Annotated in this window: 17 protein-coding genes and 1 tRNA gene; 15 read left to right on the forward strand and 3 right to left on the reverse strand. The window is 64.5% G+C overall.

What is annotated here, in order from left to right:
* The first annotated feature begins 3 nt into the window (after positions 1-3).
* The 5 genes from MRBLWH7_RS02600 (at position 4) to MRBLWH7_RS02620 (ending at position 3,664) form a co-directional block, all read left to right on the forward strand.
* Complete coding sequence (locus MRBLWH7_RS02600; RefSeq protein ID WP_341998884.1) at positions 4-519, forward strand: hypothetical protein; 516 nt, start codon at positions 4-6, stop codon at positions 517-519.
* Entirely contained in the window at positions 519-1,475 is a 957-nt protein-coding gene (locus MRBLWH7_RS02605; protein ID WP_341998885.1) for a hypothetical protein, read from the forward strand. Before MRBLWH7_RS02600 ends, MRBLWH7_RS02605 begins: the two co-directional genes overlap by 1 nt.
* Before the next feature lie 2 nt (positions 1,476-1,477).
* Positions 1,478-2,605, forward strand: a complete 1,128-nt coding sequence (locus MRBLWH7_RS02610; RefSeq protein WP_342001879.1) for an alpha/beta hydrolase — start codon at positions 1,478-1,480, stop codon at positions 2,603-2,605.
* 575 nt (positions 2,606-3,180) lie between these two features.
* Positions 3,181-3,573, forward strand: a complete 393-nt coding sequence (locus tag MRBLWH7_RS02615) for a helix-turn-helix domain-containing protein (RefSeq protein ID WP_341998887.1) — start codon at positions 3,181-3,183, stop codon at positions 3,571-3,573.
* A gap of 19 nt (positions 3,574-3,592) precedes the next feature.
* Positions 3,593-3,664 (forward strand) — tRNA-Arg (locus MRBLWH7_RS02620).
* 4 nt (positions 3,665-3,668) lie between these two features.
* Here the strand turns inward: MRBLWH7_RS02620 and MRBLWH7_RS02625 are convergent.
* A complete protein-coding gene (locus MRBLWH7_RS02625) occupies positions 3,669-4,688 on the reverse strand; it encodes a site-specific integrase (RefSeq protein WP_341998889.1) in 1,020 nt (339 codons plus the stop codon).
* Positions 4,689-5,457: 769 nt separating this feature from the next.
* On the opposite strand from MRBLWH7_RS02625, the gene MRBLWH7_RS02630 reads away from it, so the two are divergent.
* The 3 genes from MRBLWH7_RS02630 to MRBLWH7_RS02640 all read left to right on the forward strand — a co-directional run bounded on the left by MRBLWH7_RS02630 (position 5,458) and on the right by MRBLWH7_RS02640 (position 11,279).
* Complete coding sequence (locus tag MRBLWH7_RS02630) at positions 5,458-6,690, forward strand: hypothetical protein (RefSeq protein WP_341998890.1); 1,233 nt, start codon at positions 5,458-5,460, stop codon at positions 6,688-6,690.
* Positions 6,691-7,362: 672 nt separating this feature from the next.
* Positions 7,363-10,848, forward strand: coding sequence for a MobF family relaxase (gene mobF, locus MRBLWH7_RS02635; RefSeq protein ID WP_342001881.1), 3,486 nt, complete (start codon positions 7,363-7,365; stop codon positions 10,846-10,848).
* 80 nt (positions 10,849-10,928) lie between these two features.
* Positions 10,929-11,279 carry a sulfate permease gene (locus MRBLWH7_RS02640; protein ID WP_341998892.1) on the forward strand — a complete coding sequence of 117 codons (351 nt, stop codon included), beginning with the start codon at positions 10,929-10,931 and terminating at the stop codon, positions 11,277-11,279.
* 98 nt (positions 11,280-11,377) lie between these two features.
* Here MRBLWH7_RS02640 and MRBLWH7_RS02645 read toward each other — a convergent pair whose 3' ends face one another.
* The gene (locus tag MRBLWH7_RS02645; protein WP_342001883.1) at positions 11,378-12,190 is read right to left on the reverse strand and encodes a GIY-YIG nuclease family protein; all 813 of its coding nucleotides are present in this window, start codon (positions 12,188-12,190) and stop codon (positions 11,378-11,380) included.
* 95 nt (positions 12,191-12,285) lie between these two features.
* On the opposite strand from MRBLWH7_RS02645, the gene MRBLWH7_RS02650 reads away from it, so the two are divergent.
* The 3 genes from MRBLWH7_RS02650 to MRBLWH7_RS02660 all read left to right on the forward strand — a co-directional run bounded on the left by MRBLWH7_RS02650 (position 12,286) and on the right by MRBLWH7_RS02660 (position 14,970).
* The gene (locus MRBLWH7_RS02650; protein ID WP_341998894.1) at positions 12,286-13,032 is read left to right on the forward strand and encodes a hypothetical protein; all 747 of its coding nucleotides are present in this window, start codon (positions 12,286-12,288) and stop codon (positions 13,030-13,032) included.
* Positions 13,033-13,469: 437 nt separating this feature from the next.
* Positions 13,470-13,913, forward strand: a complete 444-nt coding sequence (locus tag MRBLWH7_RS02655) for a MarR family winged helix-turn-helix transcriptional regulator (protein WP_341998896.1) — start codon at positions 13,470-13,472, stop codon at positions 13,911-13,913.
* A gap of 58 nt (positions 13,914-13,971) precedes the next feature.
* The gene (locus MRBLWH7_RS02660) at positions 13,972-14,970 is read left to right on the forward strand and encodes a hypothetical protein (RefSeq protein ID WP_341998898.1); all 999 of its coding nucleotides are present in this window, start codon (positions 13,972-13,974) and stop codon (positions 14,968-14,970) included.
* 473 nt (positions 14,971-15,443) lie between these two features.
* On the opposite strand, the gene MRBLWH7_RS02665 is transcribed toward MRBLWH7_RS02660, so the two are convergent.
* On the reverse strand, positions 15,444-16,610 hold the full coding sequence (locus tag MRBLWH7_RS02665) for an IS30 family transposase (protein ID WP_341998899.1): 1,167 nt from the start codon (positions 16,608-16,610) through the stop codon (positions 15,444-15,446).
* On the opposite strand from MRBLWH7_RS02665, the gene MRBLWH7_RS02670 reads away from it, so the two are divergent.
* The 4 genes from MRBLWH7_RS02670 (at position 16,609) to MRBLWH7_RS02685 (ending at position 22,469) form a co-directional block, all read left to right on the forward strand.
* Positions 16,609-16,950: a hypothetical protein gene (locus MRBLWH7_RS02670; RefSeq protein ID WP_341998902.1), complete on the forward strand. Its 342-nt coding sequence runs from the start codon at positions 16,609-16,611 to the stop codon at positions 16,948-16,950. The two genes, MRBLWH7_RS02665 and MRBLWH7_RS02670, sit on opposite strands and share 2 nt — an antisense overlap.
* A gap of 30 nt (positions 16,951-16,980) precedes the next feature.
* The gene (locus MRBLWH7_RS02675) at positions 16,981-17,289 is read left to right on the forward strand and encodes a hypothetical protein (RefSeq protein WP_341998904.1); all 309 of its coding nucleotides are present in this window, start codon (positions 16,981-16,983) and stop codon (positions 17,287-17,289) included.
* 135 nt (positions 17,290-17,424) lie between these two features.
* Positions 17,425-19,242: a hypothetical protein gene (locus tag MRBLWH7_RS02680; protein ID WP_341998906.1), complete on the forward strand. Its 1,818-nt coding sequence runs from the start codon at positions 17,425-17,427 to the stop codon at positions 19,240-19,242.
* Between the two features lie 332 nt (positions 19,243-19,574).
* Positions 19,575-22,469, forward strand: a complete 2,895-nt coding sequence (locus tag MRBLWH7_RS02685; RefSeq protein WP_341998908.1) for an SNF2-related protein — start codon at positions 19,575-19,577, stop codon at positions 22,467-22,469.
* Positions 22,470-22,480: the final 11 nt, after the last annotated feature.

Here is a 22,480-nt window from a genome sequence, read left to right on the forward strand (position 1 = left end):
GTCATGAGCTACCGCGCATCTCGAGATCATCTAGAGCTGCGCGCCCGCGCAGAGGCGCAACTCGAGCGCCTCGATCTCCCAGCCGACGTGGAGCTGGAAGACATCGTCAGGCACGTTGCAGCGGCCACCGGCAAACGGATCGACATCGAGCCGGTCGGGGATCGGGACTGGGAGAACATCACCGGTCTAGTCCTGCTAACAGCTGACTCGGCCAAGATCCTTGTGCGAAAGTCAGACCCCCGCTGGTACCAATTCCACACCGTGCTGCATGAGTTGTCGCACGTGCTGTTCGAACATGCAGGCTGTGCGACCTTGCCCCTCAAGCATCCCGGATCTCGTCATGTGCGCGCGGGTCAGACCGTGCTCGCGCGGGGCATCGTTACTCCGGACTTCGAACTCGACTTGGACTTCGCCGACACCGAACTCGTGAGCGAAGCCGAAGCTGAGAAGTTGTCGCAACTCTTGTCTCGACTCCTCCTTCGGCCTCGCCACGGCCCTGACGAGGCGGTGTTCGGCTGATGGAGCTCAGGATCGAAGTCGTCGCATTCGTCGCGTTGCTGGTACTCACGTTGGTCCGGTTGCCGTCAGCGATCCGCCAGCCGTCGAGTCGACTGACGTGGATCGCCACTATCACGGGGCTCGCAGCGGTGTTCATGGTGGGAGTCGTCGTTCCGCTGCCGATCGTCGACGGCTGGCTGGGCGGAGCAAACGTCGCAAACCTCGTCCAGAACATCCTCGCGACCACTGCATTCTGGTTCGTCATGCAGGCAGCCCTCACGCTCGACGGCAGCAGGTTCGATCCGCGCAGTCTCTGGGAACTGCCCGCGATGTTCCTCTCTTTCACCATTCCGTTTCTGTTGATCGCCGATCGCGGATCGACGACGGACGACTTCATCAAGGAGTCGGCGGGTCAAATCGGCTTGTGGGCGTACGCATCGATCTATATGGCATGCGTGGTCCTGATCATGGCCCGGATGCTTCGCGGCATCCACGGGCGCAAGCCTCGGCCGTACATTCTCATCCGCATCGGGGCATGGTCGATCCTCGTGGCAAGCCTCATCGAGATCGCCTATCTCACGCTTCGCGTCGCGGGTATGGGGCGGACGCCGCCCGTCGAAGGAGTCGGGGCACTGTTCACGATTCCGTTCTACGGCGGAGTGGTGCTGGTATGCGCGGGGATCATCGTGTTCGCCGTCGCCCGGGCCGGCCGGCGATCGATGAACGCGACCTTGGGGCGGCTGCTCGCGAAGGCAAGCCTCGATCGCGGGATGATCGTTAAGCCGATTCCTGACGAGGACCCCGTGCACGAGACATACCGACTTGCCGTTCGACTTACCGACATCGCCAACAGTCAGGAGTTGACCAAGCGTGAGCGAGTTATTCTCCGTGCCACGACCGAGATGCTCGATCGACAGATGCGGGCGCCAGCCGTGGTGCGGATGTCGAGTGGGGCGGGGGCGGTGAGCGCACCTTGAAGGTGGTCGGCGTACTTGCCGCGGTGGTTAGCGTGCTTCTCGCAGCGACCGCAGGCATGGTGTGGATGTTGGCGCGTCGCATTGTCGGGGTGGATCCGCGACGCAGGACGGTCACGGTCCGTCTGGTCGGCGACGATCTCGAGCTGCCGCGGAGCGATCTTACGGTTGTCGAAGGGAGCTATGGCCTCTGGTTTGGGGATCGCTTCCAACAGCACGCGGTTATCGGGCCCGTGGTGTGGTCGGACAATGACCGTGTCATCCGTCGCGTGCTCAACACGACCGCGCCGATGGGTACGCGACCCTTCGAGGCGCAATGGACCGGTCACCTCATGAGCGGGCCCGGGGACATCGATCCGAATTGGGAGGACGTTGCGGTGCCTCTTCGCGACGGCGGATCGGCTCCCGCCTGGCTCTTCCGAGGCACTTCGCCCCCTGTACCTTGGGTGATCCACGTTCAGGGCATTCGCACATCGAGACTCGTCACGTTGCGCTCCGTAGCGGTGGCACAGAGCGCCGGCTTCACCTCGTTGGCAATCACGTATCGAGGCGCGGGGGACGGGCCACGCGTATCCGCATCCACACTGGGGCTGCACGAGGCGAGCGACCTCGGGGACGCGGTCAGGTATGCGCGCTCTCACGGAGCCACCGCCGTTTATGTCGTGGCATGGTCAATGGGGGCCGGTCTCGCGCTCGAACTCCTTCGTCACGACCCCGCGGCGTTCGATCGACTTGCACTGATAGCGCCGGCGACGAACTGGCGAGAGATAGTCAGGCAGGGCATCAAGCGCGCGGGTCTGCCGGGGTTCTTAGCTCCCATCGTGATGTGGGCGCTCGGCTCGCGCGTCATGAGCCGGCTGATCGGGATGCCGGCGGTGGTCGACTTTGATCGGCTCGACTGGGCTCGCGATCTTGCGATTGGTGTGCCGACGATCGTGGTCCACTCGAGCGGGGACGAAGAGATCCCGTTCGAACTCACGCGCAGCTTCGTGACCGCCCACCCGCACGTCGCGCTCGTGGAGACCGCAGTCGCTCCCCACGGCTGGGAGGCGAACGTCGATCCCAACCTGTTCAGGTCTGCACTGACGTCGTGGCTCAAAGGCTCAGTTTCAACGGTTCCCAGGCGATCGTGAAGGGTGTACTCGGCCAAGCCACCGGTGAGCCAACTGGACGCGATCTCAGCATTTCCGGAGCACGGACACTCAGCTCGAGAGCTTCAATTGAGACGGTTTCGCCGGCGGGATTGCTTCGCGCGACGCAGCCTGGCGTTGCCTCCCTGGCGTGGCGGTGGGCGTATAGCGAGTATTGACTCATGGCGCGGTGGGCGAGCGGCCACGAAGACCAAAGCGGAATCCGTCTGACTGAGACTCAGGCGGCGGTGCTCGCATGGATCGTCGAAGGGTGTCCCGCCGGTGTCTATCCCGACGACTCATTCGGTCACCGGATCACGGCGCGCGCGCTCGAGAGTCGCAGCCTCATCAAGATCGAAGGGCATGGCTCGTCGTGGCGCGCGACTGCCACGGACCGCGGGCGTAGTTGGCCAAGTCTCAGCGATGCTGACCGAGTGGAGCGGGCAGCGCGCCGCACCAGGACAGAAACAGAGTTGGCGCTCGGAGTGCCGAGTCCAGCACCTGAACGAGCCAAGGCGATCACGCCAGCTTCGAGCGTCCGACGACAGGCTGGCTGCGCCAAGGGGCAGGAGAGTTTGATGCGGTACAAGGTGGTCGTCACACGTGTGCAAGTAGTTGAGCGATGGATAAAGGCAACCGACGAGGAGGACGCAGCGCGGAAGATTCGCGAAGAGTTCGAGAAGCCGTATGCCTATGTCGGGCACTGGGAGACGAAGGCGTCGGAGGTTGAGATTGTCGACGCCGCCCCTACGGTGCTCCCTTCGCCGAGCGTGCCTGACGAGTCGGGTGCTGTGCTGCTCTCGCTGAGGGATGCGGCGAGCGCGCTCGGCGTTCCGTATTCCGCCCTCTACAAACTGACGAACCAGGGGGCGATACAGTACACAGCCATCGGATCGAGACGATACATCCCGCGAGTGGCGCTCGCCGACTTCGTTCTGGCGAACACCCGCAGTGGGTGGGCGCGGGACTGACGATAGGATCGAGGGGTCAGCCTCTGTAGCTCAATGGAAGAGCAGTTCCGTCCTAAGGAAATGGTTGGGAGTTCGAGTCTCTCCAGGGGCACACTTCAGCCACATACCTGATCGTTCGTGCTTGCTCCGCCGCGGCGTTTGTGATCGAGTGACGCGGGCAGATCGCCCATTGCGTCGTTCATTCGCTTTGCGACGGAGTCGAGATCGTCGTCGAAGAGGTCGGCGTAGGTGTCGAGAGTCATCGCGGCAGACGCGTGTCCGAGCATCCGCTGGACGGCCTTTACATTGGCGCCAGAGCTCACCGCCAGCGATGCCGCGGTGTGGCGGAGATCATGCGGCGTCACTCGCGGCATCAGTAGATCTATGGCGCGCGCGCGGCGCACCGCTGTAGCGAACCATCCGCTACTGTCCGTCTCGTTCTTCATGTGCGTAACCCCGTTTCCGAAAAGAAGTCCTTCCGGGGGCTTGCCGGCGCAGGCCTCGTCGATCAGCGGTGCGAGCTGTTCGGGATACGGGACGGACCGCCGCTCATGCGTCTTGGGCGTGCCAACATGAATCTCCCAGCCAACGAGAACGGCGTTCTCCTCGACGGTGAGGCGCCGCCGTGAGCGGTCCACGTTCCGCACGCGGAGCGCGGTGACCTCGCCCCATCGGAGTCCGGTGTACGCCAGCACCAGAACTAGCGTGGAGTGCTTGGCATTTGCGGCCAGCAGCTGCACCTGCTCATGAGACAGATACGGGCGGCGCTTTGGGGTGGAGCGCTGCGGCAGGCTTCGAAGGTTTCGCGCTGGGTTGCTCTCGAGGCGGTGGTCGTCGACCGCAGTATCGATGATGCCGGCCAGCACGCCGAGGGCCCGGAGGACAACCGTCCGCGAGCGACGGGATGCGAGATCCGCGACCCAAGCCTGAACCTCTGACCGTCGGATCGAAGATAGATCGCGGTCAGCCCAGACTGGAGCTACGTGGGCGTTCCATGCGAGCACCAACGGCTGAAACGATGACGGCTTCATCATTGGTGGTCGCTTCGAATCCAGCCAGGCTTCGGCCAGGTCTCCCACCCTGATCTTCGAAGAGGCTGGATCGATGTAGGTTCCCTTTGACTTGGACAAGGTCACCGACGAGAGGAAGAGCTCCGCTTCACCCTTTGTTCTGAATCCGCGCTTCTCCTTCTCACTGTGATCGGGTTGACGGTATCTCACTCGATACCGCCGCCCGTGCGCAGTCTCATACGGTCTGATCGAGCCCATTTCGTCACCTCGCGTATCGATCTTTACACTGACTGCAGCTTGGACGACACGACAGGAGGTGGCGTCGCGCCTCCCGCCCACTGAGGCCGCCGAACTCAGGCTCCGGCTCAACGTCGTGGCACGTTTACTGATCGTCGGGAAGCAGAGCAAGTCGACTCGCACCCGACACGAGGAACGCGATCCTGACGGGTTGAACTGTCGGAGTCGCAAGCATCGATAGGCTCACCGTGTGGCAAGCCCTGTGGTCGTAGACGGCCGACTCGCCGAGGAGAACTGACTGAACTCCTACAGCTCGCTGTTAAGTTCCCCGCGCTCGACGAGAAGAGCACCCTGAATATCAGTTACACGGGCACAAACTGGGAACCGCGAAAGACCTCATCGCCATGATGAACACTGGCGGTGGGTGCATCACCGTGGGCGTCAACGATAAAGGTCAGCCGGACTTCTACGCGGTGCCTGCCAATGCCGCGGGCTTCAACTCTGCGGACCTCGCCGCACTCGTTGCCAGGCACGTCTCAGCGCCGCCGATAGTCACTTCACAGATTCACGCCGCAAATGGTCCACGGCGTATCCACCGCGTCTCCGACGAAGGAGTGACGAGATCTTCAAGTTGAATGTGTCGCGGACCCAGTGGGCCGTGGGGAACGGCTTCTTCCACAGCGGCAGTGTTGCTTCCAGCGCTCGATCAGTTAACTACGTCTACGACTGTGGCGCTCGTGCAGATACGCAATCCGCCCTCACGAGGGAAGTGGATGAGTTGGCCGAGAGGATCACGACGGCGGACTTCATGTTCGTATCGCACTTCGACTTCGACCATGTCTCTGGTATTCCGTCGCTCACCGCGAGCGTAGACATTGAGCGCTTCATCATCCCGATGGTGCCCGTCCCGGAGCGCCTATTCATCCTTGGCGGCGGTATCTCAGACGGCACGCTGGACGGCGGCCCGGCTGATACAGCTTTCTACGATGGCTTCATAATCGACCCCTCCGCCGCGCTCGCTGCCTTGGGGTCGAACAATGCGACGCCTGCCGAGGTGCAGGTTATTCCCCCGGCGCAAGCAACCCCGACCAGTGGCGGTGCTGAGCCACCCGAACTCCTGTCCCCGAGGAAGATCCCGGCGGCAGCACTCAACGCCGCGCTCACAGTGCGCTTTGAGAGCCAGCGCGTGCTGTGCGAAGTCGGAGGTGACATCGTCTGGGAGTGGTTCCCATACGTCGCCATGCAAGCTACGGGGGCTATCCCTGAGTTCACGAAGGCCCTGATTCGACGCAAGCTCATCAGGGCCGAGTCAGAGATGCACGACTCGCGTCGCATCAGCCACCTTGTTCGTCGTAAGCGGGAGGAGTTGGCTCGCGCCTATGACGACGCGGTGAAGGCCGCTGGCGCCTCGTTCACGCGAAACCTTACTTCTCTCATGATCTACTCGGGGCCGGTGGTCGGCACGGCGCATCGGGCCTATAGGACCCGGAATTCCTACGTTGAGCGGGCAGAGATCGGCGCCTGGAATCCTCGGCCCGGTTGGCTGGGACTGGGTGACGCCGACCTCCGCGCTAACAAGCGCGTGGACGAAGTGAACGCCGCGTTCGAAAGCCGAAAGCCATATGTAGGGACCTTCGCTCCCTCCCACCACGGATCCGCGAAGGACTGGGACGAGACGCTGATGACCGGGTTCGACCCGACGGCAGCGCATTCGCCTACTTATGTCTTCGGGGCTGCCGGAGCGTACCGATCCCCACGTGACAAAGCGGTGCTTCATCCGGACGGTGACGTGCTTCTGGCCATCAACGAGGCAGGCGGGACCGCCGTCACGGTCGGCATGTCGGAGGCCTCACGGTGGACGGAGTCACTAAGCGTCTTCGTCCAGCCGTAGACGGAGCGGTCGTCGGCCCCTAGCTTCGGGAAGCCAACGTTGGTGACGATTGCCGCGTGAGCCCTGAGCCAACTTTGCCCAGTCGACAGGGATATCAGAGCGTTTGAGGTTCTGATGCGTGCGAGCTTCAGCCTCCATCCGCCCGTCACATCGAGCTCGGTGTGGACGAGGCCGTTGATGTCGCTCGGTAGCTCGACGCCGAGCTCATACAGGACCACCACGCGCTCGCGTCCGATCAGATCGAAGAAAAGCCAAAGTCGAACACGACGTTCTGGGCCCTGGGGCCGCGTCTGCTCGGGCAGGATGCTGCGCAGCAGATCAACTTCCGCGACCACCGCGGCTTCACGAGCATTCACCGTCGCCGAGCCGTACGCGCTGGACTTCGGCCACGGACTCGTGGAGACGCGTTCGGGAAGGGCGACAGCCGCACAGCAGGCCACCGGTCCAACGCGCCACCGGTCAATTGGCAGCGACCCACAGGAAGCCGGCAACGGCTGTGGGCTCCGATCAGGAGTAGTTGTGTCAAGCGCGCCCGGGCATGGGTTCCGGTCTTGAGCGTTCCCCCGTCTTGAGCGTCCACACGTCTTGCAGATCGAGGTCCGTACCCGGAGTGGCGGGCGCGTCGGCACCACCTCTCTGACATAGGAGAGGAGGCACCGGGTGTCGGTGTCGATGCGGGTGATGAGCGCGGGGGATGGGTACAAGTACCTCCTCCGCACGGTAGCCGCGGCCGACGGCGAGCGACCGCTCTCTACCCCGTTGACCCGCTACTACGCCGAGGCGGGCACGCCGCCGGGCCGCTGGCTCGGGAGTGGTTTGTCAGCGCTGGCCGACGGCAGAATCGACGCGGGATCGCGGGTGTCCCAAGCGCAACTCGAGCTGCTCCTGGGGATGGGTCGTGACCCCGGCACCAGCGCCCCGCTCGGCCGGGCGTATCCCGAGTACGCGGTATCCGAGGCGAGCCCGGACCAATGGGTTGCAGACGCGCCACCGCCATCTCGCCGCCGCGCCGTCGCTGGCTACGACTTCACGTTCTCGCTGCCGAAGTCGGCATCCGTCCTCTGGGCTGTCGCCGACGCCAACACTCAGGCCACAATCGCAGCCGCACACCACAAAGCGATCGATGACGTGCTCGCCTTCATGGAGCGCGAGCTCGCCGCGACCCGAGCCGGCGAAGCGGGTCGCGACGGAGCAGTAGCCCAGGTCGAGGTCACCGGCCTGATCGCCGCAGCGTTCGACCACTTCGACTCCCGCGCGGGTGATCCGCAACTCCACACGCACGTCGTAGTGAGCAACAAGGTGCGCACTGTGTTCGACGGCAAGTGGCGGTCGCTCGATGGACGTCCGCTGCACGCGGCGACGGTTGCGCTGTCTGAGTTGCACACAGCTGTGTTCGCTGACCACCTGTCGCGTGCGCTCGGCGTCCAATGGGAACGGCGCGAGCGCGAAGCCGGCCGCAACCCGGTGTGGACGATCGCAACCGTTCCCGTGCATCTCGCTGCCGAGTTCTCGTCTCGGTCACGCCACATCGATGTCGAGAAGGACCGGCTCATCGACAAGTACGTCGCCACGCACGGCCGCGCGCCGTCGAAGGTGACGATCATCCGTCTGCGTCAGCAGGCGACGCTCGCGACGCGCCCCGAGAAGCAGCTCCGATCGCTCGCCGATCTCACGCGAGAGTGGCGTACCCGCGCGGGCCGAGTGCTCGGCCGCGACGCGAGCGCCTGGTCGCGCACAGCCGTGAACCACCAGGACGGCCCGAAGCCATTGCGTGCCGATGACATGGAGCCCAGCATCCTAGCCCAGCTCGCAGGGGGAGTCGTGGAAGCCGCAAGCGAGCGCCGTTCGACATGGACCCGCTGGAACCTTTACGCGGAGGCCGCGCGCCAGACGATGAGGTGGCGCTTCGCCGCGACCGAGGACCGTGAGGCGATCGTCGGCATGATCACGGATGCTGCGGAGCAGCGCTCTACGCGCCTCACGCCACCGGAGCTCGCAGTCTCGCCCGCCGAGTTCCGACGCGCCGATGAGACGAGCGTCTTCCGCCCGCGCAACTCCGCCCGCTACTCGTCCATTGCGCTGCTGGATGCGGAGGAGCGACTGCTCGCCGCGTCGCACGCGACAGATGCGCCGCTGGTCAGCGCTACAACTCTCGAGCGCGCGGAGCGTGCGCGCCGCAATCACGGGATCGTGCTGGGCGAGGATCAGCGCACGGCGCTCCACTCGATCGCAACGTCCGCACGCGCACTCGACGTGCTGATCGGCCCGGCCGGCGCCGGCAAGACCACCGCGATGCACGCGCTCCGCCTCGCGTGGGAGCACGAGCACGGTCGCGGCTCGGTCATCGGGCTCGCACCTTCAGCTGCGGCCGCGCGCGAGCTCGCTGATGACCTAGGCATCACGACCGAGAACACCGCCAAATGGCTTCACGACCACAGCCAGGGCCGCGCAACCGTGCGCGCATCACAGCTCGTCATCATCGACGAGGCATCCCTCGCCGGCACACTCACACTCGATCGCATCAGCACGCTCGCAACACGGGCAGGCGCGAAGGTCCTCCTGGTGGGGGACTGGGCGCAGCTGCAGTCTGTCGACGCCGGCGGCACGTTCCGGATGCTCGTCGAGTCCCGCGCCGATACCCCTGAACTCGCCGACGTGCACCGCTTCCGCAACGCCTGGGAGAAGGATGCCTCCCTCGACCTCCGCAACGGGAGACTGCAAGCCCTCGACGCGTACGGCAGGCACGACCGGATCATCGGTGGAGACGCCGACGCAATGGCGGATGCCGCGTACAGCGCCTGGCTCCAAGACATGGCCTCGGGCATCTCGTCGGTGCTCGTCGCCGAGACGGGCGAGGCGGTCGCCACCCTCAACCGACGGGCGCGCGCCGAACTGATCCTCACGGGCGTCGTGGATGCCTCGACCGAGTCATCGCTGCGTGACGAGTCCGCGGCATCCATCGGTGATGTCATCATCACCCGCAAGAACGACCGCCGCCTGCGCTCGGGACGCGACTGGGTCCGCAACGGCGCGCGGTGGAAGGTCGTCGCAGTTCGTCGCGACGGCTCGCTGCGCGTGCAGAACACCGACCGTGCCGCCGCGCGACCGCTCACTCTGCCTGCCGAGTACGTGGCCGAGAACGTCGACCTCGGCTACGCGGTGACCGCCTACCGTGCGCAGGGGATCACGACCGACACCGCGCACGCCGTCGTCGAGCCCGGAACGACGCGCGAGAACCTCTACGTCGCGATGACGCGGGGGAGAGCCTCGAACATCGCGTATGTGGTCGTGTCGCGTCCCGACGAGAATCACTCCGCTCGGCATCCCGGCGAGCGTCCGGATGCAACGGCCCGCGACATCCTCGCCGGCGTGCTCGCACACGTCGGGGCCGAGCTTTCGGCACACGAGACGATCGCCGCCGAGCAGGACGGTTGGGGGTCGATCGCGCAACTCGCCGCCGAGTACGACACGATCGCGGCATCCGCCCAGAGGCCACGATGGTCGAGTTTGATTCACGCCAGCGGGCTGCCTGTCGAGCTGGTCGATTCGACGATCGCGTCGGACGCCTTCGGGGCGCTGACCGCGGGCCTGCGACGCGCCGAGGCGCTTGGCCACAACGTTGAGTCTCTTCTGCCGCGAATCGTCGCCGTGCGTGGATTCGACGACGCTCAGGATGCGGCGGCCGTGCTTCACGAGCGCCTCGAGCGCGTCCTTGCTGAGCCGTCGAGCGGCAGCTCGCGCGGCAGTAGGCGACGGCTGATCGCTGGCCTCATTCCGGCGGCGATGGGAGAGGTGGATACCGAGATGCGGCGTGCCCTCGACGAACGGGCACACCTCATCGAGGATCGCGCGTTGGCTCTCGTCGATTCTGCGGTGGTGTCGGGGGAGAGGTGGATCACGTCGCTCGGACGCATCCCCGTCGATTCGGTGCGAGCAGGTGCCTGGCGGCACCAGGCGCGGGTCGTTGCCGCCTACCGTGACTGGTACGGCGTTTTCGAAGATGACGCGCTCGGCGCTCCCGCCCCGTCGCCGAACCAGCGAATTGATGCCGCGGCCGCAGCCGTAGCGCGGGATCGCGCGATCTGCCTCTCGCGGGCGGATGCTCCTGCACAGTCACGGCGCGCGCCTGCGCACACGCACGCCGTCCAGAGCCTGTAGATGGTCCTATCCACGCCGAAGGGGTGGGCGTACCCTGACCGCAACCGCAAGCCGCACGTCTGAAGGAGGAGGCCTGGCCAATGTTCCAACTTCTGATCGCATTCGTGAGTCGCATCTACGCCTTCTTCCAGCGGACGATGCCGACGAACATCCTCATCCGCGCCACGCACACACGCCGCGGGCTGGAGTGGGGTGTGCCCGCAATGCTCTTTGCGATCGTCTACGTCGTAATCGCCGCCGCACTCGCACAGTGGGTCGCCGGCGGAGCGCCAGGATGGATCAACCTTCTTGTGCTGGTGTGCCTTTGGAACGCGATCAAGTTCGCGGTGAATGGGCCGATCACGCTCGTGCGGCTCGTGCGTGTGCGGGCGCTCGAGCGTCGTCACCACGACGCGGAAGTGGCCTCAAGCGAGTCGCTGTCGGTGGGCTGATACCTGACCCGTAGGCCGGACGTGGTGGGAGAGCGCACCTTATCCCAGTTCCGTTGTTGACCCCAGGGGTCGCAGCCGACGGCCGCCGCTGGGGTGCGTCAGTTGCGGTTCAGTCCGTGGCGCCTGGAGTCGAGTGCGTCCTTGAAGTGGCTCTCAGCGACGTCGATGTCGCGCGTCGGCGTCGAGGGATCGAACACGCGCAGCAGTGAGAAACGGAAGCTCGACGGGTCGAGACCGCGAAGCTCGACGTTTCCGCCGTGCCCGTTGGTCGCGTACGCGCTCCAACGCTGGCGAATGCTCTCCTCGCCGTCCGCCTTGCCGACGTAGTGCCGCCCATCACGGGTGTCCGTGATCAAGTAGATCCCGAAGACCGACGACAGCGCAGTGCGCCACGACGCGTAACGGTGTTCCCGCATCACGGCTTGCAGGTCCACGTGGCTCAGGACGAGCCGGTCGAAGCCGGGGAACGGGATTGGCTCGGCGTCCGCGATTCCGACCACCGGATAGCGTGCGGCGGTCGATGCACTCATTTTCCAGGTGCGCGGAGACTTCCAGCCGATGACAAGTCGGCTACGGAGGTCTGCCATTACGTCAGTCTCCGCGAGCTCGAAGGTTCGGATGATCCCGTTGTTGGCGATCTCCCCGCGGTTCTCCACCACTGACCACAGTCGCGCTTGGTCGCCGCCTTCCTTGATGAAGACCACCCAAATGCGCGGGGGGTCGGCCGGGAAGCTTCGCGTACTGGCGGACTGATTCCGCGTGTACTCGAAGATCTCCGCGTGGGTCGAGTTGGCGTGGAGACCCGTCAAGCCGCTCTCCTCGGACTCCTGGGCGAAGGCATGACGGATCACGAGCGCCCGCGCGGGGTCGATACCGGCGTCGATCAGCAGCGGGCCAAGCGTCAAAGGCATGGCCGTGACGATACCGGCCCGGGGCAACGGGGCGAACTCGCAACCTCCGCCAGTCGGGTGGCGAGCGCGTCGCCTACCGACCGTAGTCTTCAGCTGTGACCTCGACGCCGCAGTTGCTGACCGACCTTCGTGTCGCCGCCGATCATCTCGACGCACTCGGGCGTCCGCTCACGTATGACGAGTTCGTGGCTGAGCTTGAGAGAGCGATCCCAGATTCTTCGAGTGACGTGCACTGGATGGCCGACAATCAGCTCGTCGGCATCTTCTTCGCACGCCAGACTGTGGAGCCTCGCGAACTCACCGACCGCTTCCGGGAGTGGATCGTAGAGTTCAGTCGATGGACGGTGGATGGGCTGCGACGAACGGGCTTTGAAGGGTTCGTGCCGTTTGCTGAGCTCCCTGCGGCCGACGTGCCGACCGCGCCCGGTGTGTACGTCGTCGTGCGCACCATCGACGAGCCGCCGCGCTTCCGAGACGTCAGTCCGGCCGGACGCTTCAAGCAGCGCGACCCGTCCGTTGCCGTTGCCAGGTTGAAGGCGGAATGGGTCACCGGCACCGACGTCGTATATCTCGGGGTTGCCACCGCGGGTAGCCGCGGCACCCGCGGCATCGCGAAGCGACTCGACGAGTACCGTCGCCACGGAGCCGGCGAGCCCGTCGGGGACTGGGGCGGACGCTTCATCTGGCAGCTCGAGGACAGCGACGCGCTGCTGGTGGGGTGGAGGACGGAACCATCGGAAGACCCGGAAGTCGTCGAGGCGCGCCTCATCGCGGAGTTCAAACGGGATCACGGAAATCGCCTGCCGTTTGCCAATCTGAAGCAAGGTCGACGAACAGGGTAGGCGTCCGGTGGTTCCCACCGGACTCGTCTGTGCAGGGGCTCGGCGGCGCAGTGTGCGAAGCAGGGTGACTCACCCTGAGGTCGTGCTGGGCGGCTTGACGGATATGGTTTAGATATCTAAACCATATGGCATGAAGACCTCCGCCGACTCACCCACCGACGTCGCTCCCGCGGCGGTCTCGCAAGAAGCCGTTCCGGTTCAAGCTGGGCGTCGGACTGCTGATCCTTTACCCGCTGATATGGCTCTTCGCAGCAGTCGTACCGTTCCTGCCGCTTGACGTCGAGACCAAGGCTGGGGTTGTAGCCGGCGACCTGGCTGCGGCTGAAGTCATCTTTGTGCTCGGCGTCGCTTTTGTCGGCAAGGAGGCGTACCAGGCAATCAAGGCACGGCTCTTCAAGAAGAAGACCGGTACGCCGGCCGCAGAGAAGAAGTAGTCAATGCCGAACGAAGCCGAGGAGCACCTCGTAATCGCCGCGGCCCGAATCAACGCGCTCGTCTTCGAGTTATGGCTCGCGGTCGAGCGTGACGGCCCCCGCTATGACGAGTTCGAACTGACAGGGCAGCAGCACGCCGTGCTCGGGCGGATTGTCGCGGATCCGGACATCACGCCGCGCGCGCTGGCGGAGGCTCTTGGCGTCACGAAAGGGGCGATCAGTCAGCACCTCACGCTTCTCAAAAGGGAAGGTTATCTCTCGCGGCGTCGCAGCGACCGCGACGGACGGGTGCATGTACTCCACCTCGAAGAACGTGGGCGCGACTATCAAGCCATGCTCCAGCGCTACCAGCAGTACTCGATCGACAAGTACATAACCAAGCTGTCCGCGACTGACGTGGATGAGATCGTGGCCGCGCTGGAGAAGCTGCGAAACGCCTTCGCATAGACGCGCCGTCAGCGGGCCGCAGAGCCGCGAGGATCGCTTCACCGGAGAGGATTAGCGCATGCTGCGCGTCTACCTCGATCAGAACAAGTGGATCGACCTCGCCCGTGCCGCCACGGGCCATTCGTCCGGCGCGCGCTACGTCGACGCTCTGAACGCTGCCCGTGCTGCCGCAGCCGCAGGAACCGCATCATTCCCTCTGGACATGTTTCGCTATGCCGAGACGGGAAAGCGTGCCAACGAACGGTCGCGTAACGACGTCGCCGACGTCATGATCGAACTCTCACGTCAGCACACCATGGCGCTCGGCAGGGACATCCTGCCCGCGGAGGTGGACGGCGCACTCAAGGTCCGGTACGGACGGCCGGGGCAGCCTCGGCAGGTCGAGGTCTTCGGCGTCGGGGCGCGTCACGTGACGAAGGAGGGCGTGACCTGGCCGGAGTTGGATGAAAGCAAGCTGCGCGCAGCGGCGGGCGACATTCCGGAGCGCCATTACCCCGAGATCCAGAAGATCTACACGAGGCTCATCGAGGAGCAGGTGCTCCGTGCCGGCCCCGAAGTGGTGCGTGCGGCCGGGCTCAATCCGGACACTCGCCACATCGACCAGCAATACGTGGATTACGAGAACATGATCGGCTCCGAGATCCGGGCCAGGGGCCTCGCGGGGGACATGATCGACCTCGCGGTGCGTGCCTCAGATCTTGGTGACATCCGCACCGCAGTCACGGAGGCGCTCAACCGTGTCGGTCTCACCTGGGAGGAATTCCTAGAGGACCTGGGCCCTGGAGGTGTGGTCGGATTCATGGACGACCTGCCAATCCGGTACGTCACGAACGTGATGCGATCGGCCAAGCTCCGTCAGGCCGAGCAGAAGTGGGAGCTGAACGACTTCAACGACATCTTGGCGCTCCCGGTTGCTGCCGTGTACTGCGACGTTGTCGTCACGGAGGCGCAGTGGGAGCATCGCTTGACCCAGGGAAAGATCGAGGCGCGGTACGGCACGAAGGTGCTCCGGAGCGTCGCGGACCTCGCCGACATTCTGGCGGCGAGTCCCAACTAGCCCGGTTTGGGTGCTTACTCGCCCCCCGGTGGGCCGTGCGCCGACAGGCTGTCATCTGACAGAGGTGGCCCATTGTGGAATAGACAACGGGTATTGACTTTTCTGACCGCTCGTTCAGTAACCGCTCGTCCACTCCTCGTCGGGCTGCGATGTAGCGGCCCCCACCCGGGGATCATCCATCGCTTCCAATGAGGAGGCTCAGCATGGCTCAGAATGAACCCGAAGTGCCGGCTTCGGCACTCGGACCAGTCCGCCCGTTTGCAACTGCCTGCGGCGGGCAGTCGACCCGCCGTGCCTACGACATTGAGGCGCGCGGCACCCGATCCGGACCCGCACCGCCGACTGTCACAACCCCCCACTACAGTCGAACATCAGTTCTTAGTTTAGGAGGCGAGATGCGGCTAGCAATCCGTGAGGACATTTGTCGGCGACGCTTGAGAACTGGTCAGTTCCGACGCCTTGCATTCCAGCGGTCATCGCAACGAGGGCTGATTCTCGGACATTAGCAGGGTGGCGAAGAGGTCCGCGGGTGCGCGGTCGCCGAGCGTCATTCGGGGTCGGCGATTGAGCTCGTCCTCGACTCTGGCGAGGTCCCGCGGCGTGTGGACGGCGAGGTTCGTCGACTTGGGGAAGTACTGGCGCAGCAACCCGTTTGTGTTTTCGTTGCTGCCGCGTTGCCAGGGGCTGGCGGCGTCGCAGAAGTAGATCTTCGTGCCGGTGTCGGCGGTGATGTCGAGGTGCTTGGCCATCTCGGTGCCTTGATCCCAGGTCAGCGTCCGCCGCAGCCCCTGCGGGAGAGCGCGGAGGGCCCGCACCAATGCTGCGTGCAGTTCGGATGAGGTGGGCGCGTTCAGGTGCAGCAGCTTCACGTAGCGGGTCTGCCGCTCTACGAGTGTGCCGATCGCGGAGCGGTGGTGCGGGCCGACGATGAGGTCGCCCTCCCAGTTGCCCGCCACCGATCTGTCTGTCGGTTCGAACTCGCGGTCGTGGATCGACAGCATCGGCTGCGCGAACCGGCGTCCGGCTCGGATCAGGCGGGTGTGCGCCCTGCGGTGGTCGCGTCCTGTCCGCAGCGGTGACGGGTCGGGTTTGCGGAGAAGCCCTGTTCCGGGCCGGTAGATCGCGAGATAGATGCTCTCCGTCGCGACCCGCATGCCGGCATCGTCGGGGTGTGCGGCGCGCAGGGCGCGGCTGATCTGCTGCGGACTCCACCGCTCCTTCAATCTCGCCTTCACGTACGTGCGCAGCACTGGATTGGTCGACAGCTTCAACGGCTTCGGGCGCCGGCGACGGGTCGCGGCGATGCTGTGCGCGTGGAACGGTCGGTACTGGCCGGACTCATGTGCGTTGCGTCGCAGCTCCCTACTGATCGTCGACGGCGACCGGCCCAGCGTCTTGGCGATCTCCGTCGGTCCGGCGCCCCTGCTCGCGAGGTCGGCGATCCGGATGCGTTCCTCCTCGGACAGGAAGCGGGGCGAGATGGGGCGAAGCGCAAGCGGCTCGAGCGGCGGCACGACTTTCACCGTGCCATCCTTTCGCCGCACCGTCGTGCCGTCTCTCCAGATATACGCCGTGGTGCGCACGACACCGACCTCGCGCGCCGCGGCGGCCAACGGCCACCCTTGCGCGAGCAGCTCCATGAACCGCTTCCGCGCCAACGACTTCGGCCTCCGCCCAGGACCCTTCGGAACACGACGTGACGACAACATGACCTCCAACTGGTGTGATCACGTTGCGACGATCACTGGAAACCACCCCGCCGGAACTGACCAGTTTTCAACCGCCGCCGACAACATTCAGCTCTGGCAAGAGGGCGCCCTCCCGGCACGCCTCATTTGGCGCGCCGAACGCTGGCGCATCATCGATCAGCCCTCCCTCCAATCCAGTGGCCCACTCTGGGACAACTGGCGCTTCACCGCCCGATCCGACGTTGATCACCGCACGGCCGTCATGGACGTCGAGCACGTCGGCGACCGCTAGATGCTTGTCGCCTCGTGGGACTAACCCGCCGTGGGGCAGAACCGTCGCTACGACCTGGTCGGGCGCGACATTGAAGGCGCCGACCGGCTGCGGGAGAGAACCGGCTCACCTATCGGCCTCTCGATCGACGAGGTGCGCGCCACTGGCCAGCGGCGAGATGCCCGCGAGCCCATCCCCGTGACGGCACGGCTCCAGTTTCAGGTCGCGCTTGTCGAACCTCGCGAGGTGGATGCCGTGGTGATTGCCTGGACGGACACGGCAGTGCTTGTCCGATGGTGCACACCGAACGGACACGAGCACCATGCGTGGATCTATGCCGGGGCGGTACGGCGGCGCTGAGCTGACGGGTCTTGGCGCGGGGCGGGCGGGTCAATCGAACGCGGCCGGGACCATCTAGTCGTCAGGTCGGCGCCACCGCCGAGCCGTGAGTACCTCGGGTCTCATTCCACGCTGGTGTCGACCCCTCCTGGAAGGATGAGCACCGTGGACGTTGAAGCGCTGGCGGTTGCCAAGATCCAGGCCATGGTCGCGCGCTGCCCACATCTGAAGCCATTCATTGCGTCGAACGACAAGACCCCTTTCACCGACGGTCACATCGATGTGTATTCCGGGCTCGGTCAGAAGAAGACTGACTGGCTGGGAAGGGTGTCGGTGCAGGTCAAGGGTCGCTCGCACGCAGGGAAACACCCCACGCAGGTATCGTTCGGCGTCTCGCGCATCGATTTGCTCGGGTTCCAGCGAGACTCGGGCGTTCTGTACTTTCACGTCGCCGTCGACAAGCGCGGCCGCTGCACTCCCTACTACGCGCTCCTCTCACCGTTCACGATCGAGCACGTCTTGAATTCCGTGCCGGCCACGCAAGCGTCCATCTCGGTCGTGTTCAAGCGCTTCCCCAACCAGCCTGTCGAGATCGAGCGGATCGTCGCCCTCGCACTGAAGACCCGTGACCAGCGAACGTCGGTCGGCTTTGACTCCGGTGTCTTCGAGAGGATGAAGAGCCTCACTGTCCACTCGGCGATCGATCTGGATCTCAGCGCTCCGTTACGGCTCACGCCGGATGAGCTGGACTACGCCCTCGAACTCACGACCGTGGGCGGACTTACCCTGCCGCTCGGTGGCGAGCTGCATATCTACCCCCAGACGTACCTGGAACAGGCGACAGACATTGCGATTGGCGCCGGCGGGGTCACGTATGAACATGTCTCCATTCGCCGCATTGACGAAGAGACTGTTGAAGTCCGCCTCGGGCCAGCCGTGACGCTTACGATGCGGGAGAACGGAACTCAGCGGATCTGGAACGTGGGTTACACCGCCCCAGGCAACTTCGATGAGCGGCTCAAGGCTACCCGCTTCCTTATCGGGTTGATCGAGAAGCAAGGCGTCGAGATTAATGGCGCGCCCAGCCCGCTCGGCGGCGCAACAGGTGACGTTGCCAGTCATCTAGACGAACTCCGCGGCCATCTCTCATCTCTCTCGGAGCTGGAAGAGCTGTTTGACCACCTTGGGGTGGACGGTGCGCTGATCGATCTTGACGAGATCAGCACCCAAGCCTTCACCTGGCTGAAGGCGCTGCACCGAGCGTTTGTCCGCGGAGAGGAGCTGCGAAACGAGTCCGGCGACACCGCGCGGGGCCTGGTGCATTTTGGGCCTTGGGCAGTGATGCTCATGACAGTGCGAGGCAGCGAGCCCGATACCTGGCGCTACATCGACCCGTTCGACCCGGCCGCACCCCATATGTTCCGCTGGAGCGCTGAGGATGACGATGCCGCCAATGCCTTCCCAGTCACCGCATATGACATCGTCGAGCAGGAGCACTTGCCAACGATTCTGAACCTCCGACTCGATCGCATTCTGGATGCCTACGAGCCCATCGCGGACAGCGACCGCACGATGAGTCTCGCCAACCAGCGCGTCCTGGCGCTCGTCCTCGCGGCAGACTCGAAGGCGGTGCGAAAGGAAGAGTTCCTCCGCGCCGCGAGTGCGCTCAACGAATGGATCATCGAGCACGAGGGCGAGACGCCCGTCCACCTCATCAACCGTTGGCAGATACTTCATCGGACCACCGGACTCTCTACCGAGCAGCTGAAGATGATCCGCGCTACGAGGCGGGAGGCTGGACGGTCAATTCTGGCGATGGCGGAGGAGGTCGAGCTGTCATGCGCGATCTTGCTCGGCGATCCGGACGACGTAGCGTATCTCCTCAGCGAGATCGCCGAGGACAAGCTCGCGACGATTCGGACCTGGCCAATCTGGAACCTTCGCCCTACAGAGCCAGGTGTGCTTGAGGCGTAGCCGTGCCCGCCAAGGTCAAGCAGCTGCCTTCCGAGGGTGCGGCGGGGGAGCGACCCGACGCGGCATGCGGGAGGCGCCCAAGATTCCATCGCGTGGGGAGGGGAGTTGGCGTCGTCGATGATTTGACGCATTGCGGGTGTCAGAGCATTGCTCCCCGCCGCGCCCTTACGTAATCCCGGCTCCCGATCGGCTGGTCGATACCCTGAAGGGCATTCGGACTTTGGATATCAACTAACCCGCCACGAAACCGTGGGGAGACTGACACAGCGTATGGGGAACAGAGAATGGTGGGGCACGACTCCAGTCGACCGTCACCAGGCGGGGCTCTACTCGTGACTGACCTGACCGACTACCAGGCGAAGTATTTCGCGTACGAGCTGCAGCGTAGCTACGCGAGCGATCACGTCGGTAAGCTCGCCGGATTGCTCTTCGATGCTCAGGTGGAGCCAAAGCCGCATCAGATCGACGCGGCTCTCTTCGCTTTGCAGACGCCCTACCTGCCGGGCGTAATCCTCGCCGATGAGGTAGGCCTCGGGAAGACGATCGAGGCTGGCATTGTCATCTCTCAATACTGGGCAGAGCGGCGTCGTTCGATCCTGATCGTCACGCCGTCGAGCCTTCGCCAGCAGTGGAAGCAGGAGCTCTTCGAGAAGTTCCTTATCCCAGCCAGCATTCTCGATCCGAAGTCGAAGGACGCGCTGCTCCAGCGGGCTGGCACCGGCAAGGGCGAGGTGCTGATCTGCTCGTACGAGTTCGCGCTACGGAATGAGCAGTCTCTGCTCCATGCCTGGGATCTCGTGGTCGCAGACGAAGCGCACCGGCTCCGCAATCACTGGACGAGCAAGGGTAAGGTCGCCGAGGCCATGGCTCACGTCATCGGGGGCGCGCACAAGACGGTGCTGCTCACCGCGACGCCGCTACAGAACAAGCTGGAGGAACTCTACGGCCTTGTGTCCGTGTTCGATCCTGGCTACTTCTACTCACTTGATGCCTTCCGCGAGCGATACATCAAGAACCGGGACGACGCGGGCGATGACCTCGCCGAGCGCGTCGCGACGATATCGAAGCGCACTCTCCGACGAGACGCGGATAAGTACATCCACTTCACCAAGCGACTCCCGCTGACTGTCGAGTTCACACCGAGCCCCGCTGAAGTTCGCCTGTACGAGCTGGTCAACGACTATCTGCAACGCGACGAACTCTTCGCGTTCACCGGCGCACAGCGCCATCTGTCCGCTCTCATCATTCGCAAGCGTCTCGGTTCCTCTACGTACGCCGTCGCGAGCACCCTGGAGAACATCGCCAATCGTCTGGCGGCCGAGGTCGCCGCTGGTCAACGCCGCGACGCTCGCGGTGGTCTGATCGCTGCGGACTTCGATGGAGACGACCTCACGAGCGAAGAACTCGAAGAGTCAGAAGAGATCGAGGCTGATACCCCGCCGATCCGCGGAGACCGTTCAGGCGCAGCGGACTCGCCGCTCATGGAAGCCATGACGGCCGAAGTCGGCGAGCTCCGCGAGTACGCAGCGTTTGCGCGATCAATCACGGTTAACCAGAAGGCAGCAGGGCTCGCCGAGGCGATCGACCTTGGCTTCGAACGCCTGCGGGCTCTCGGCGCTCCCGAGAAGGCGATCATCTTCACGGACTCCACGAAGACGCAGGAGTACATCGCGCGTGCGCTCCACGACGCGGGCAAGGGCGACGGGCTCGTGCTCTTCAACGGCTCCAATGACGGGCCGGAGCAGACCGCGATCTATCAGGCCTGGCTCAAGGCGAACCGTGACGGCGACCTGATCACCGGTATCCCGGCCGCCGACCGCCGCAAGGCGCTCGTCGACTACTTCCGCACGCAAGGGACGATCATGATCGCGACGGAGGCAGCCGCGGAGGGCATCAACCTCCAGTTCTGCTCCATGGTGGTCAACTACGACCTCCCGTGGAACCCGCAGCGTGTCGAGCAACGGATTGGCCGCGCGCACCGCATCGGTCAGCAGTTCGACGTCGTCGTTGTGAACTTCTCGAACAAGGGCAATCTCGCGGAGCAGCGCATCCTCGAACTCCTCGCCAACAAGTTCCATCTCTTCTCCAGCGTCTTCGGGGCGAGCGATGAAGTGCTGGGCGCCATCGAGGACGGCCTGGACTTCGAGAAGACGATCAGCGACATCCTGACGCGCAGCCGCACCGATGCCGAGATCGATGCAGCATTCAAGGATCTCGACGCCCGCTACGCCGTCGAGATCTCGACCGAAATGGCGAGTGCCAAGGCCAAGGTCTTCGACAACCTCGACCCGCACGTCCAGGACCGCCTGAAGGCGTATGACGCGCAGTCGGGGGAGGTGCTCAACAAGTTCGAACGGCTCCTTCTCGCGGTGACTCGACACGAGCTGTCCGAGCGCGCAACGTTCGAGGGTGACGGCCGCACCTTTGTGTTGCACGAGTCGCCGGTCGTCGAGGCGCCGTCAGGTCGCTACTACTTCAAGAGCAAACCGCTAGAGAACGCGCACCAGTACCGGTACGCCAGCCCACTCGCTCAGCACGTCGTTGACACCTCGAAGAGCCGAGAGACTCCGCCGCGCGAGCTGACATTCAGCGTCAGCGAGTCCGAGCGGGCCAGTTCGGCCGTCAAGGGCCTCGTCGGTCAAAGCGGCGAGCTTGTCGTCGATTTGGTGACTTTCATGATGAAGGCGCGGGACGAGGACGTCTCCGAGTCCTACATTCTCGCCGCGGGTGTCAGCGATGACGGACCAGTCCTCGACGACGAGTACGTGGCGGACATACTCGACCTGGCGTGCGTCGCGGTCGGGCAAGATCCCGCCTTCATCGACGAATCCAAGATCGCGCCGCTCCTCGACGCACGCCGAGGCGAGCTCGAGCGCGAAGTGCAGGGGCGGAACTCCCGCTACTACGACCAGCAGGAAGAGCTGATCTACCGGAATCAGCAGGACCGCAAAGCTGAGCACGAAGGCTCGATCCGTGAGTATCGCGCGAAAGAGAAGGAGGCTCGCCGGCTGGCCCGACAAGCCGACGACCCAATGGAGCAGCTCCGGCATAAGAAGGACGCGCGCCGCTGGGAGCAGCGTGCGGAGGACGCCGACGAGCAGTTCCGGGAGACACGGCGAAAGCTTCGCGATGAAGCCGACAAGTACCTCGACCTCATCGAACAGTCCCTACGAGGCACCCAGTCCACAGAACACTTGTTCTCGATCCGCTGGCGCATAGAGCCGTAGCCGGCGTCGAG

Source organism: Microbacterium sp. LWH7-1.2, from assembly GCF_038397755.1.
Lineage (GTDB): Bacteria > Actinomycetota > Actinomycetes > Actinomycetales > Microbacteriaceae > Microbacterium.

Coding starts and splice junctions, on each gene's coding strand:
- MRBLWH7_RS02600 (WP_341998884.1), top strand. CDS start 4: ATGAGCTACCGCGCATCTCGAGATCATCTAGAGCTGCGCGCCCGCGCA.
- MRBLWH7_RS02605 (WP_341998885.1), top strand. CDS start 519: ATGGAGCTCAGGATCGAAGTCGTCGCATTCGTCGCGTTGCTGGTACTC.
- MRBLWH7_RS02615 (WP_341998887.1), top strand. CDS start 3,181: ATGCGGTACAAGGTGGTCGTCACACGTGTGCAAGTAGTTGAGCGATGG.
- mobF (WP_342001881.1), top strand. CDS start 7,363: ATGCGGGTGATGAGCGCGGGGGATGGGTACAAGTACCTCCTCCGCACG.
- MRBLWH7_RS02640 (WP_341998892.1), top strand. CDS start 10,929: ATGTTCCAACTTCTGATCGCATTCGTGAGTCGCATCTACGCCTTCTTC.
- MRBLWH7_RS02645 (WP_342001883.1), bottom strand. CDS start 12,190: ATGCCTTTGACGCTTGGCCCGCTGCTGATCGACGCCGGTATCGACCCC.
- MRBLWH7_RS02655 (WP_341998896.1), top strand. CDS start 13,470: ATGCCGAACGAAGCCGAGGAGCACCTCGTAATCGCCGCGGCCCGAATC.
- MRBLWH7_RS02660 (WP_341998898.1), top strand. CDS start 13,972: ATGCTGCGCGTCTACCTCGATCAGAACAAGTGGATCGACCTCGCCCGT.
- MRBLWH7_RS02670 (WP_341998902.1), top strand. CDS start 16,609: ATGAACCGCTTCCGCGCCAACGACTTCGGCCTCCGCCCAGGACCCTTC.
- MRBLWH7_RS02665 (WP_341998899.1), bottom strand. CDS start 16,610: ATGGAGCTGCTCGCGCAAGGGTGGCCGTTGGCCGCCGCGGCGCGCGAG.
- MRBLWH7_RS02680 (WP_341998906.1), top strand. CDS start 17,425: ATGAGCACCGTGGACGTTGAAGCGCTGGCGGTTGCCAAGATCCAGGCC.